The organism is Ralstonia sp. ASV6 (assembly GCF_016429285.1).
Taxonomy (GTDB): domain Bacteria; phylum Pseudomonadota; class Gammaproteobacteria; order Burkholderiales; family Burkholderiaceae; genus Ralstonia; species Ralstonia flaminis.
In genome coordinates this window covers 1-12,819 of record NZ_JAELUI010000150.1, presented here as the reverse complement: position 1 = coordinate 12,819, position 12,819 = coordinate 1, and the positions used below count along the sequence as shown (strand labels likewise).

The window sequence follows — 12,819 nt, the reverse complement described above, 5'->3', positions numbered from 1 at the left end:
GTCATGCACCGTGTGCACGCGATGTCCGGCCTGGGTGAGTCCGGCGTGGATACCGCTGGCAATGGCGCGGTCGTCTTCAATCAGCAGGATGCGCATGGAATGAGCCTGGAGGCGGCGGTCCCTCAATCGGAATGGAATGGCGGCGAAGGAGAGCCCAGAAAAGGGCAATCCGCACGGATAGCGCGGCGCTACAATGCGCGGATGACCGATGCCCTGCTCACCATCACCGACCTGGAGGCCGCCATCAATTACTGGCGTGCCCGTTCGCCCGCCGAGGGCGAGGAATTGCGGCTGTGTGCCGAGGCCTCGGCGCTGGCCAAGCCGTATGCGCTGATGATTGTACAAGGCGCCACCCGCATCGCCCCTGAGCAACTGGGCGACAAGGCGCGGGCGGCGTATGAAGCGTGGCGCGCCGCAGTGGGCGCGTAGCGCGATGGATTTGGTAGGTTACTTCGCGCCGGTACCCTTCGCAGCTTGCTCGATGAAGCGCGCGAGATCGGCGTCACGGTGTGTCAGGCCGTTTGCATCGTGCGTGGACAAGGTGATGTCCACGCGATTCCACACATTGAACCATTCGGGGTGATGGTTCATCTGCTCGGCCTTGATCGCCACGCGCGTCATGAAGCCGAACGCGGCGTTGAAATCGGCAAAGGTGAAGGTCTTCTGGATCGCGTCGCGATCTTTCTGCAATTGCCAGCCGGGCAGTTCGGCAAACATGGCTTTGCGTTGGTCTTCGTTCAGGGTGGGCATCATGGTTTTCAGCGGATATCAGGTGTGAATGCGCGCAGTATAGTCAGCGCTCAGATATCCGCCGTGTCTGCCCAACCTTCGCGGTTGCCCACGTTCAGCACCAGATCTCCCTCCACTACATCGCCGGCACCAATGGTCGGCAGCGCGGCGAGTTCTTCATACAGCGGCGTGAAGTCCGGGCGTGTGGCGTCGAACAATTGCTCAAAGCTGTCGATGGTGAAGTAGGTCTTCTGGAACGTGTCGATGCGGTAGCGCGTGCGCATGATACGGCGCACATCAAAGCCGATGCGGTTCGGGCTGGCTGAATCCAGCGCGTACACCGATTCGCTCTTGCTCGACACAATGCCCGCGCCGTAGATGCGCAGGCCGGCCGGCGTACGGATCAGGCCAAACTCCACCGTGTACCAGTACAGGCGCGCCAGCATATCGAGCTGCCCCAGGCGCGCCGCCTTCAAACCACCCTTGCCATAGGCTTCCATGTAGTCGGCAAAGATCGGGTTAATCAGCAGCGGCACGTGGCCGAAGATGTCGTGAAAGCAGTCCGGCTCTTGCAGGTAGTCGAGCTGGTCGGGGCGACGCATCCACCAGCTGGCCGGGAAGCGTCGGTTGGCCAGGTGATCGAAAAACACTTCGTCCGGCACCAGACCCGGCACGGCAACGATCTGCCAGCCGGTAGCGCGCATCAGCGTTTCGTTGAGCTGGTCGAACGACGGCACGGCATCGCGGCTCATGCCCAGCGTCGACAGGCCTTGGAGGAATTCATCGCACACGCGGCCGGGCAGCAGGGCTTCCTGGCGGTCGTACAGGGTGCGCCAGGTGGCGTGATCGGCGGCGGTGTAGCGGTGCACCGGCTGCTGCATGGTGAAGTCGGCGCGCAGCGTCTGGCCGTCCAGGCCTTCGGCGAATTGCTCACGCAGCTTGTCTGTCAGGGTGCCATTGAAGCCAGCCGGGGCGGCATTTTGTGCCGAGCTTGGGGCGGTGGTTGCGATGTCCATTTGTGATGTCGATCTTGTGCAATCAGAGTCCGGCCAGTGTATTGGGGAGGCCACGCGGATTGGCCGCATAACCATCGTCCATTGCACGCTGTTTGCGGATTTCATGCAAAATCTTATGTATCAACGCAGGAGATTTGCATGATTTCCCTGGATAACTTCGATCTGGCCCTACTGGCGGCCCTTCAGCGCGATGGCCGTGCGACCCATCAGCAGCTTTCGGAGCAGGTGCATCTGTCGGCCAGCCAGGTCGGGCGACGCCTGGCGCGCCTCGAATCTGAAGGGGTGATCGAGGGCTACCGGGTGGTGCTTTCGCCGACCGGGCTGGGGCTGGGCGTGACGGTGTTCGCCAGCGTCAAGCTCGCCCACCACGGCGACGCCATCGTCGAGCGTTTTCACGAAGAGATCAGCCTGCTCGACGCCGTGCAGGAGTGCTACTCGGTGGCTGGGGATGCCGATTACATGCTGCGCGTGGTGGTGCCGGATTTGCCTGCGCTGTCGGAGTTTGTGATGCGCAAGCTGATGCGCGTGCCGGGTGTGGACAATGTACGTTCCAATATCGTGCTGACGGCGCTTAAGCGTGATGGTGCATTGCCACTATCCCACCTAGGTGGGTGAACACGCGCCTTGCGCCAGGGTGCGCGGCGTGTCACGCTGCATGCCAACATCACTTTGCTGATATGAATAGTCTGTCTTGGGCGGGAGACCACGATGGTTGAAGGGCACACCACGCATCCGGCGCACGCGCTGGCGCATCTTGCGGGCGGCTATGGCATGCCGGCACGGGTTCGTGCGTGGTGGGTGGCCGCTGCGATAGCGGGTGTCACCTACGGCGGCATGCTGACCATGGTGGCTGTGGAAGTGCCGCCGGGCACGCCGCTGGTGGGCCGCATCGCCCTGCAGCCGTTGTGGAAGATGCTGATGGCGCTGCTGCTGGCGCGTGCCGCTTCGCTGCACGAGGTGCCGCGCGAGCGTCGCTGGTTGATCGGCGCCATGATGTTTTCTGCGCTGGGTGATCTGTGGCTGGCGCTGCCGGGCATTTCGTTTTCGTTCATTGCGGGTCTGGGCTGCTTCCTGGTGGCGCACCTGTGCTACCTGCGTGTGCTGGTCGGGCTGCGTGGGGCGTCGTCGCCCCTTCGCCTGCTTGGGGTCGGGGCCATGATTGGCGTGGCCATCGGCATGCTGGTCTGGTACTGGCCCGGCCTGGGCGAGATGAAGGGCCCAGTCATCGTCTATATGGTGGTGTTGTCGTCGATGGTGTGCGCGGCGTTGCTGGCGCGCTTGCCTGGGCCGCTTACGGCATGGGGCGCGCTCGCCTTTGCGGCCTCCGACGCGATGATCGGCATCAGCGTGTTCGTGTTTCCGTTCACCGACCATGAGCTGGCGATCTGGTGGAGCTATGCCGGCGCCCAGCTTCTCATCAGTGCTGGGCTGCTGACGCGCCGTACGCCACCGCCGCCGAGGCGGGTTGTGCCGGCGTAAGTCGGCGCAACCAACGCAGCCGGCCCATCCCCCGTTTCCATCCGCTGCAGGAGCCCCCGATGCTGCAGACTCTCGACGCCGCCGCCACGGCGGTCCGCTTGCCTTACGCTGCGCTGGCCGATGCCATTGCACAGGTACTGCGCGATGCGCGTGCCGGCAAAGCCCAGGCGCCCGCGCGGTTGGTGATGCCGGTGCCCGGTCCGGGCAGCCTGTTGGTGATGCCGGCATCCAATGCCGATATTGCCATCACCAAGATGATTACCGTGCATCCCCACAATCCGGCGCGCAGCCTGCCAGCCATCCACGGCGAGGTGGTGGTGATGGATGCGCAAACCGGTGTGCGCCGCCTGCTGCTGGACGGCCCAACCGTGACCGCGCACCGCACGGCAGCCGTGTCGCTGCTGGCCGCGCGCCTGTTGGCGCCGGAGCCAGCGGGGGATCTGCTGCTGATTGGCGCCGGCGCTCAGGCGCGGGCGCACCTGGAGGCATTCCGCTTCGGGCTGGGCACGCGGCGCGTGACCATCATTGCGCGCACGGCGGACAGTGCGGAGGCACTCGCTGTCCATGCGCGCCAACTCGGTATGGACGCCACGGCGCTGGCCGGGGGAGATGCAGCGGGTGTCGCCCAAGCCGCCCGTGCGGTGCTGCCGCGGGTGTCGCTGGTCATTACCGCGACGCCGTCGGCGCAGCCGGTATTGCCGGATCTGGCCGATCCGGCTCACCCCGACGGCTACGCATGGGGCTCGCATCACTTCATCGCAGCGGTTGGCGCGTTCCGGCCTGACATGGCTGAGCTGCCACCGCGCCTGTGTGTGCAGGCGGCGGCGTCCAACCGTCTTTATGCTGACACGCTGGTCGATCTGGAAGTCGAGGCCGGCGATCTGCTGCAGGCGGGGGTGCCGTGGTCGCGTGTGCGGCCGCTACAACAGTGCGTCGATGCCCCGCAAGACACGCTCACGCAGGCGCCGCCGGTGTTGCCCGTTGTCTTCAAGAGTGTCGGCAGCGCCCTGTGGGATCTGGCCGCGTGCGTGTTGGCACTGTCCAAGTCCAAGCCTGTTTAAAATCTGAGCATGTGCCGAAGATGCCCGCAGCAGGCCATTCTGGCGTGGCGCTTATAACAGGAAAACTCTAGAAAAAGAGTTCTAGCCGAGGCAATCACACGGGATAATGGCCGTCCCTCCGCCTGGGAGGAGACTTAGAACGCACCGGCAAACGTTCAAATCGCGTTTGCCCCGGATGCGTCTCAACAGGAGCACATACAGAGATGGCCTATAAAAAAGCACTGGCAGCCGCCGCCGGGATGATCCTCGCCACCGCCGCGCACGCACAAGTTGCCGGCAGCAACATCGTCAGCGCTGGCTGGTTCCGGGTCATGCCGAATAGCTCGAGCGACCCGCTGCTGGTCAAGAGCATCGGCGGCATGCCGGTCAACCAATCGCAGCCGGGCACTGGCGCCAAGATTCAGGAAGCCGATACCCTTGGTCTGGCCTTCACGCACTTCTTCACCGACAACTTTGCGGTGGAACTCGTGGGTGGCGTTCCGCCGCGCCATAAGATCGAAGGCACAGGCGCACTTTCGCCCTATGGTGAAATTGGTTCGGCCAAGCAGTGGAGTCCGGCAGTACTGGCCAAGTGGTACTTCTTCAACGCCGATACCAAGTTGCGCCCGTACGTTGGTGTGGGTCTGAACTACACGTGGTTCTCCGACGAAAAGATCACCAACAGCGCCTTCCAGACGAAGCTGGCTGGCCCGGGCAGCACCAGCAGCGTGTCGACCGACAGCTCGCTGAACCCGGTGCTGAACGTGGGTGCCACCTACGCCATCACGAAGGATTGGTTCGTTGGTCTGTCGGTGTCGTATCTGCCGCTCAAGACCACGGCGACGATCGATTCCAAGACGGCGACGGGTGTACACGTCGTGAGCGAAGCGAAGATCAAGATCAACCCGGTCGTGACCTTCCTGAACGTCGGCTACCGCTTCTAAGCCGGTCTGACGCAAACAAAAAGGCGTGCCACTGCGGCACGCCTTTTTTGTTGCCCGCGCGGCTTAGGCCCTGGTGATGGACTTCACGCCTGCCGCCGTCTTCGGGCCAGGAAAGCGTTGCAGCAGGCCTAGCAACAGCACGTCGACGAGCAGTTCGAGGTGCGGGCCTGCATCGATGCGTGGAATCCACGGGTCATCGCCGGTGGCGATGCGCAGTGACGTCATGCCGTGCAGGCCTTCCCACAGCAGTTGCGTGACGAGGTGCAGGGCGTCTTCGTTCGCCTGGATGAAGCCTTCGGTCACCAGTTCGGCAGCCATGCCGTAGACGAAGCAATAGGGGTCTTTGTCGGGGTTGCCGTATTCGAGCGTGGACGTTTCTACCGGCGCGGCGGGGCGCTGCTCCATGAACACCAGCGCGTAGTGCACGGGGTGTTTCAGGCCGTAGCTGACATAGGCGCGGGCCACCTTGCGCACGCGTTCCAGCGCGTTGCTGCCTTCTGCGGCTGCCTGCTGCATGAGCTTGTTGAGCTTGAGCAGGTCTTCGTCCATGGCCTGGGCGATCAGCGTGGCCTTGTCGCCAAAGAGGGCGTAGACCACGGTGGTCGAGAACCCAGCCTCTTCGGCCACCTTGCGCATCGTCAGTTCGCGCGCACCGCCGCGCAGCACGAGCTTGCGCACTACCTTGAGGATGTCCTTGCGCCGCTGGTCGAGCTCGCGCTGCTTGCGCTCGTGCAGGTTGCTGCTGCTGGCCATGTGTCTGAAGCCTGTCTCCCAATAGTGGGCTGATTCTAACCCGCCGACCGCCGCTGCTGGCTTGATCCGGGTGGCCTCTCTTGTTTGAAACGCGTGCACGTCAGGGTGATCCCTTATTCAAGAACGCCGTTTTCTGTACAGAATTGCGTTACTAAAAAAAACAACGTTATTTCCACAAGGAGAAGACCAAGTGAAGAGGACGACGCAGATCGCCTGCATGGCACTGCCGCTGGTTGCGGGCAGCGCATGGGCACAGAGTTCGGTGCAGTTGTACGGGCTGGTGGATGCCGGTATCCGCTATGAGACCCACGGCGTGTCGTACGGTGATGACGGCACGCCCATCGGCACCGGATCGAAGCTCGGCATGACCAAGGGCGGCGGCATGACCGAGAGCTATTGGGGGATCAAGGGCAACGAGCAGATCGCCAGCGGCCTGAAGGGGATCTTCCAGCTGGAGAGCCACTTTGATCCGTCCAGTGGTCGCACGTGGCCCAAGGGCAGTGCGGAGTTCTTCCAGATTGCGTATGTGGGGCTGGAGTCGTCATCGCTCGGGCAGCTCACGCTGGGCCGCCAGTACAACGTGGTGATGGAAGGCGTCACCCTGGTCTACGGCTCCAACCTGTGGGCCGGTGGAGACCAGGACCAGTACGCCAACCTCTTCAAGCCCGAGCACACGATGATGGCGGGCAGCAAGACCAACAACATGGTTCACTACGGCGCGCAGCTCGGCGATGTGGTGGTACTGGCCCAATACGCGTTGGGTGAGCGCGCCGGTGCGGCCAGCCAGGGCAGTCAGTTCGGGGCGTCCGTGGCGTATGTACCGGAAGCGGGGCCCGTCAAGCTCAGCGCGTCGTTCCTGCATACCAAGGACGATTTCACCAATGCCACCTTCAATGTCTACACCGCTGGCGGACAACTGGCGCTGGGTGGCCTGACCGTCAACGCCGGCTATATCGAGAACCGCCGTGGCAACAGCTTCACGTCGTTTGCGGCAGGGCCGTTCAGCCCGGCGGATCTGGCAGGGCTGGGCATCATCTCTGCGGACCAGACCGTCGATCCGACACTGCCCGGCGGCTTCAGCAAGCGGCGCATGACCTTCGGTGGCGTGAGCTATCGCATCTCGCCGGCGCTGACGTTGGCGGCCAACGCGTGGTTCACACGGCAGTCCGGCTACACGCCAGACTTTGACGGCTCGGCCAATCAGTACCAGTTGATCGCCGGGTACTTCCTCTCCAAGCGGACGATGCTCTATGCCGAGGTCGACTACTCGCACTACAAGGGCGGGTTGGTCGGTGCGCAACTGGTTGGGCTGAATGCGCAGGGCCCAACACTCTCCAGTTCGCAGATCGGCACGATGATCGGCATGCGACATACGTTCTGATGACGCGCGCGCTTTTCTCTCTCTCCTGGTTGGCTGCCGCGCTGTGCCTGTCTGCGTGCGGCAGCGATGCGCCCGCAGTGCCCGACGCGGCGGCGGTGCAGCGTGCGGAATCGCTGCGCCCGACCAACGCGGCGCTGGCTGCGCAGTACGAACGCGCGTGCATGACCTGTCATGCAGTGCCCGGCAGCGGCGCACCGCTGACGGGCTTCACCGAGCACTGGAAACCACGCATGAAGCAAGGCATGGACACGCTGGTGCACCACGCCATCGACGGCTATCAGGCCATGCCCGCGCGTGGTCTGTGTGCTGACTGCACCGAGCAGGACATGCGCGCGCTCGTCGGTTTCATGGCAAATGGCAAGGACATATCGCATGACTGATACGCAATCGCCGCAGCGGCAGGATCGCCGCGCGGTGCTCAAGGTGGGGGCGGGCGTGGCGGCTGCGCTCGCGCTGGGTGGACAAGGCCGGCTGGTGCGGGCGGCCAGCACACCGGTGGCGGCATCGCCTTCCACTGCTTCTACGGCCGCTGCCGGCGCCACCGCTTCGCGTCAGCGTTGGCGGAACTGGTCGGGCATTCACACCTGCCAGCCATCGACGATCGCTACGCCGGCGGACGAGGGCGAGTTGGCATCGCTGCTGCGTGGCGCCGGCCCGGGCGTGCGCTGCGTGGGGGCGGGGCATTCGTTCACGGGGCTGGTGCCGACTGACGGCACGCTCATCTCACTGGACCGCATGTCGGGGGTGATCTCTGCAGATGCCGCGCGCAATACCGCCACGCTGCATGCCGGCACGCGCCTGGCGCTGCTGTCGCGTCAGTTGGATGCGCAAGGCGTGGCGATGCGCAACCTGCCCGACATCGATGCGCAGTCCTTTGCCGGCGCCATCGCCACCGCTACGCATGGCACGGGCCGCACGCTGCAGGCGCTGCATGCCGACGTGATCGGCATGCGCCTGATGACGCCCGACGGCAACGTGGTCGAATGCAGCGAGCAGCGCAACCCGGAGCTGCTGTCGGCGACGCGGGTTTCGCTGGGCGCACTCGGTGTTGTCACCCAGGTCACGCTGCGCACGGTGCCGTCGTTCAACCTGCATCGCCGCGTGTTTCTCAAGCCGCTGCAGGCAATGCTGGATGAGGCGCCCACGCTGGCCAAGCAGCATCGCAACTTCGAGTTCTACTACCTGCCGTTCACCGGCTACGCAGCGGGCATCACGCACGACCTCTACGAAGCCAGCGACGTGCTGATGCCGCACGCTGCCGACGAAGACATGCTGCGCGACCTGCGCCGCCTGCGCGACTGGCTCGGGCGTTTCCCCCAGCTGCGCCGTTGGGTGGCCGCCAAGCTGATCGACGTGAACCAGACAGAAGAAGCGAAGAACCGTTCGTGGAAGCTGCTTTCCACGCAACGCCCGACGCGGTTCAACGAGACCGAGTGCCACGTGCCGCAGGAGCAGGGCATGGCGTGCGTGCGTGAGGTGATCGCCAAGCTGGAAACGCGCAACGAGGTGTTCTTCCCGCTGGAGTTCCGCTTCGTGAAGGCGGATGACGCATGGCTCAGTCCCTTCCATGGGCGCGATAGCTGCTCGATAGCCGTGCACGCGGCGCAGGGCGAGCCATTTGACTACCTGCTCTCCGAGATCGGCCCGATCTATCGCAAGTACGAGGGGCGGCCGCACTGGGGCAAGTTGCACGACGTGGGGCCGGCGCAGCTGGCGGCACTGTATCCGCGCTGGGGCGATTTTCAGGCGCTGCGCCGCTCGCTCGATCCACAGGGGAAGATGCTCAACCCGTATCTGCGCAAGCTGTTCGGGGTGGACCATGGCTAACCGGCGGCGGTTTCTTCTGGCAGCAGGTGCGGTGGCCGTGGGCGGTGCGGTGGCACTGCGCCCGGGCGATCACGGCGGGCCCCATGGGCCCTACTTTGCGGGCCTGTCGGCGGCGCTGGCGCGTGCCGGCATCGGCGTGCCGGTCATGGTGATCGACCGTGCGCGCATGCGTGCCAACGCCGCGCGTGTCGTGCACAACATCAACGGGAAGCTGGCGCTGCGGCTGGTGGCCAAGTCGCTGCCGTCGCTGCCGTTGCTCGACGAGCTGATGCAGCTCACGCACACGCGCCGGCTGATGGTGTTCAACTTGCCATATCTGCAACTGCTGGCGGAGCAGCGCCCGGATACCGATCTGCTGCTTGGCAAGCCGATGCCCGCGCGCGCCGCACACACGTTCTATGCCGAGTTCAAGGGCGGGGCGTTTGATCCGGCGCGGCAACTGCAATGGCTGGTCGACACGCCTGAACGTCTGGCGGAGTATCGCGAGCTGGCGCGTGCGCAGCGCCATCCGCTGCGCGTGAACATCGAGATTGACGTTGGTCTGCATCGCGGTGGCGTACGTGATGACCACGTCTTGGCCGACATGCTCAACATGATCGCCGCCGAGCCGCTGTTCGCGTTCGGTGGGCTGATGGGCTACGACCCGCACCTGGTGAAGATTCCTGATCTGCCCGGTGCACGCGCGGGCGCGGAGCGCGATGCCAAGGCGATCTACGCGCGCTTTCGCGACATGGCGCTGCGCACGTTCAAGCCGACGTCGGCCGAGGCGCTGTGCTTCAACGCGGCGGGCTCCCCCACGTACCGCATGCACGACGGCAGCGGGGCGGCCAATGAAGTGTCGGTCGGCTCGGCCATGGTCAAGCCGAGCGATTTCGATACGCCGCCGCTCGATGACCTGCAGCCCGCGTCATTCATTGCCACGCCGGTGCTGAAGTCCGGCAGCTTCCTGCTGCCGGATGGTGCGGAGGCCATCGGCCGCGTCGCTACCGCGTGGGACGTCAACCAGCGCCACGGCTACTTCATCTACGGCGGCTACTGGCTGGCCGATCCGGTGTCACCGCCGGGGCTGTCGGCCAGCGGGCTGTACGGCAACTCGTCGAATCAGCAGGTGCTGGTGGGGTCCGGCACGCAGGGGCTGAAGCCGAATGACTTCATCTTTCTGCGGCCGCGCCAGAGCGAGGCGGTGCTGCAGCAGTTCGGTGAACTTGTCGTCGTGGAGGAAGGCAACACATTGCACCGCTGGCCGGTGATGCCCGCGATGCCCTGAACGTCGGACGTTGAACGCGCTAACTGTCGGAGGCCATCATGATGGATCGCAGGGCATGGAAGCAGGGGGCGGCGCTGTCAGCCGCGTTGCTGGTGTTGGGCGGATGTGGTGGCAGTGAGGGCGGGGGCACGGCGCCGGTGGCGACAGCGGCCACGCGGTCCGTGCAGAGCGTGGCGCAGGCCGCATCCCCTGCGGCGTACAACATCGGCACGGGCATCAGCGACATCACGGGCGAGGCGGCCGAGGCCGGCATGTTCGGCTACTCGAAGATCGATCAGCAGACCGGCGGCATTCACCAGCGGCAGCGTGCCCGCGCGTTCATCATCGAAGACCCGGCAACGAAGCAGCGCGTGGCGATTGTGGTGACGGAAACCGGTGCCGTCATGCAGGGCGTGCAGCAGGCGGTGCTGGCGCGGCTGAAGGCGCGCTACGGGGCGCTCTACACCGATGCCAACGTGCTGCTCACGGCCACGCACACGCACGCGGGACCGGGCGGTTTCTCGCACTACGCGCTGTACAACCTGAATGCGCTGGGCTACTTGCCGCAGACCTTCAACGCGATTGTCGATGGCATGGTCGAGGCCATCGTACAGGCGCACGACAACGTGCAACCCGGCGAGATCGACCTCAACCAGAGCGAGCTGCACAACGCCAGCCGCAACCGCTCGGCGCCGGCGTTCCGTGCCAACCCGGCGGCGGATCGTGCGGTGTTTCCTGAAGAAATCGATCCGCTGGTCACGCAGCTGACCTTCCGCCGTGCGGGGCAGGCCGTGGGTGTGCTGAACCTGTTTGCCACGCACGGCACCAGCATGACCAATACCAACACGTTGATCAGCGCCGACAACAAGGGCTACGCCGCCTATCACTTCGAGCACGACGTGATGGGCGTGCGCTACCTCGAAGGCAAGGGCTTTGTGGCGGCATTCGCGCAGACCAACGCGGGTGACATGACGCCCAACCTCAATCTCAAGCCCGGTAGCGGGCCGACCGAGAACGAGTTCGACAACACACGCATCATCGGTGAGCGTCAATTTGGTGTGGCGCAGGCACTGGTGGATGCACCGTCGACGCCGCTCGCGGGCGGGGTGGATGTGCGACAGCGCTATGTCGAGATGGGCAACGTCACCGTGGAGCCCGCCTACACCGGCGATGGCCAGCGGCACACCACGTGTCCCGCGGCCATTGGTACCACGCTGGCGGCTGGCAGCACGGAGGACGGCCCTGGCCCGGGTGTCGCGCTGGAAGGGCAGAGCAACCCGTTCCTGGCCGCACTCGGTGGCTTGCTGTTCACGATTCCGGATGACCTGCGCAAGTGCCACGCGCCCAAGGAGCTGTTCGTGCCCACCGGCCTGATGCGGCCGGTGCCCTGGACGCCACCGGTGCTGCCGGTGCAGTTGGTACGCATCGGCCCGCTGTACCTGGCGGCGGTGCCAGCCGAGCTGACGATCATGTCGGGCTACCGCATCCGCCGACAGCTGGCGCGCACGCTCGGTACCACTATCCACAACGTGCTGGCGGTCAGCTATTCCAATGCGTACTCACAATACGTGACCACGCCAGAAGAGTACGACGTGCAGGACTACGAAGGCGGCAGCACGCTGTTCGGCAGGTGGACGCAGCCGGCCTACATGCAGGAGCTGGATCGTCTGGCGCAGGACATGGCGCAGGGGCGCCCCACCACCAACACACTCACGCCGGCGGACCTGAGCCGGCAGCAGATGACCTTCCAGACGGGCGTGGTGCTGGATGCACCGCCGCTGCTCCACCAGTTTGGTGATGTGAAGACCGATGCCGCCGCGCGCTACACGGCAGGCCAGACGGTAAGCGTGGTCTTCGTCACCGGCCACCCGAAGAACAACCTGCACCGCAACGACACCTTTGTGAAGGTGCAGCGTCTGGTGGATGGGGCGTGGAAAACGGTGGCGGTGGATGGCGACTGGTCAACGCAGTACCGCTGGAAACGCGTGTTCGGTGCCGAATCTGAAGCGCAAATCAGCTGGACAATTCCGACCGGCACACCGGCTGGCACGTACCGCATCGTGCATCAGGGCGATGCCAAGAACCTGCTGGGGACCATCACGCCCTTCATGGGCACGTCACGGTCGTTCGAGGTGAATTGAAGAGGGCGGGTTGGGCGGCGCATCCGTCGCCCATTGCCTTGCTTGGTGGTTTCAGACGACGGCCTTGACCGGATAGCCGGCCTGCTCAATGGCGGCCTTCACGGCATCGGTGGCGGCCCCGCTCGTTACGGCCACGGTCTGCGTAGACAGATCAACCTGCACGCTGGCGGCAGCATCCACCTGTTGCACCGCACGGGTGACGGCAGACACACAATGGCCGCAGCTCATACCTTCCACAGAAAACGTCGTCATGGTTCTGGCTC

General features: G+C 64.7%; 14 protein-coding genes and 1 pseudogene. 10 read left to right on the top strand and 5 right to left on the bottom strand.

Annotated elements, in window-relative coordinates; all coding sequences use genetic code 11:
* A pseudogene (locus JHD73_RS22940) lies at positions 1-96 on the bottom strand (response regulator transcription factor); the annotation flags it as partial.
* Between the two features lie 105 nt (positions 97-201).
* Here JHD73_RS22940 and JHD73_RS22935 point away from each other — a divergent pair.
* Positions 202-429 (top strand): DUF3717 domain-containing protein, encoded by a 228-nt coding sequence (locus tag JHD73_RS22935; protein WP_199032482.1) that lies wholly within the window; start codon positions 202-204, stop codon positions 427-429.
* 18 nt (positions 430-447) lie between these two features.
* Here JHD73_RS22935 and JHD73_RS22930 read toward each other — a convergent pair whose 3' ends face one another.
* Complete coding sequence (locus JHD73_RS22930; protein WP_199032481.1) at positions 448-753, bottom strand: 4a-hydroxytetrahydrobiopterin dehydratase; 306 nt, start codon at positions 751-753, stop codon at positions 448-450.
* Positions 754-800: 47 nt separating this feature from the next.
* A complete protein-coding gene (gene phhA / locus JHD73_RS22925) occupies positions 801-1,745 on the bottom strand; it encodes a phenylalanine 4-monooxygenase (RefSeq protein ID WP_199032480.1) in 945 nt (314 codons plus the stop codon).
* 138 nt (positions 1,746-1,883) lie between these two features.
* Here phhA and JHD73_RS22920 point away from each other — a divergent pair, with 138 nt between their 5' ends.
* From JHD73_RS22920 to JHD73_RS22905, 4 genes are all read left to right on the top strand, one after another.
* A complete protein-coding gene (locus JHD73_RS22920; protein ID WP_048935698.1) occupies positions 1,884-2,360 on the top strand; it encodes an Lrp/AsnC family transcriptional regulator in 477 nt (158 codons plus the stop codon).
* Between the two features lie 93 nt (positions 2,361-2,453).
* Positions 2,454-3,224, top strand: a complete 771-nt coding sequence (locus tag JHD73_RS22915) for a lysoplasmalogenase (RefSeq protein WP_199032479.1) — start codon at positions 2,454-2,456, stop codon at positions 3,222-3,224.
* A 59-nt stretch (positions 3,225-3,283) separates the two neighbouring features.
* Positions 3,284-4,285, top strand: coding sequence for a delta(1)-pyrroline-2-carboxylate reductase family protein (locus JHD73_RS22910; RefSeq protein ID WP_199032478.1), 1,002 nt, complete (start codon positions 3,284-3,286; stop codon positions 4,283-4,285).
* A 203-nt stretch (positions 4,286-4,488) separates the two neighbouring features.
* Positions 4,489-5,208 carry an OmpW family protein gene (locus JHD73_RS22905; protein ID WP_199032477.1) on the top strand — a complete coding sequence of 240 codons (720 nt, stop codon included), beginning with the start codon at positions 4,489-4,491 and terminating at the stop codon, positions 5,206-5,208.
* A 63-nt stretch (positions 5,209-5,271) separates the two neighbouring features.
* On the opposite strand, the gene JHD73_RS22900 is transcribed toward JHD73_RS22905, so the two are convergent.
* Positions 5,272-5,961, bottom strand: a complete 690-nt coding sequence (locus JHD73_RS22900) for a TetR/AcrR family transcriptional regulator (protein ID WP_199032476.1) — start codon at positions 5,959-5,961, stop codon at positions 5,272-5,274.
* Positions 5,962-6,151: 190 nt separating this feature from the next.
* Between JHD73_RS22900 and JHD73_RS22895 the strand changes: the two genes are divergently transcribed.
* The 5 genes from JHD73_RS22895 to JHD73_RS22875 are packed head-to-tail and all read left to right on the top strand — an operon-like array spanning position 6,152 to position 12,556.
* Positions 6,152-7,342, top strand: coding sequence for a porin (locus JHD73_RS22895; protein ID WP_368735555.1), 1,191 nt, complete (start codon positions 6,152-6,154; stop codon positions 7,340-7,342).
* Positions 7,342-7,722 (top strand): cytochrome c5 family protein, encoded by a 381-nt coding sequence (locus JHD73_RS22890; RefSeq protein WP_199032475.1) that lies wholly within the window; start codon positions 7,342-7,344, stop codon positions 7,720-7,722. Before JHD73_RS22895 ends, JHD73_RS22890 begins: the two co-directional genes overlap by 1 nt.
* Complete coding sequence (locus tag JHD73_RS22885; protein ID WP_199032474.1) at positions 7,715-9,169, top strand: D-arabinono-1,4-lactone oxidase; 1,455 nt, start codon at positions 7,715-7,717, stop codon at positions 9,167-9,169. The genes JHD73_RS22890 and JHD73_RS22885 overlap by 8 nt, the downstream gene beginning before the upstream one ends.
* Positions 9,162-10,436, top strand: coding sequence for an alanine racemase (locus JHD73_RS22880; RefSeq protein ID WP_199032473.1), 1,275 nt, complete (start codon positions 9,162-9,164; stop codon positions 10,434-10,436). Before JHD73_RS22885 ends, JHD73_RS22880 begins: the two co-directional genes overlap by 8 nt.
* A gap of 38 nt (positions 10,437-10,474) precedes the next feature.
* Positions 10,475-12,556 (top strand): neutral/alkaline ceramidase, encoded by a 2,082-nt coding sequence (locus tag JHD73_RS22875; RefSeq protein WP_199032472.1) that lies wholly within the window; start codon positions 10,475-10,477, stop codon positions 12,554-12,556.
* Positions 12,557-12,607: 51 nt separating this feature from the next.
* Here the strand turns inward: JHD73_RS22875 and JHD73_RS22870 are convergent, their stop codons facing one another.
* Positions 12,608-12,808 (bottom strand): heavy-metal-associated domain-containing protein, encoded by a 201-nt coding sequence (locus JHD73_RS22870; protein ID WP_199032471.1) that lies wholly within the window; start codon positions 12,806-12,808, stop codon positions 12,608-12,610.
* Between the last annotated feature and the right edge of the window lie 11 nt (positions 12,809-12,819).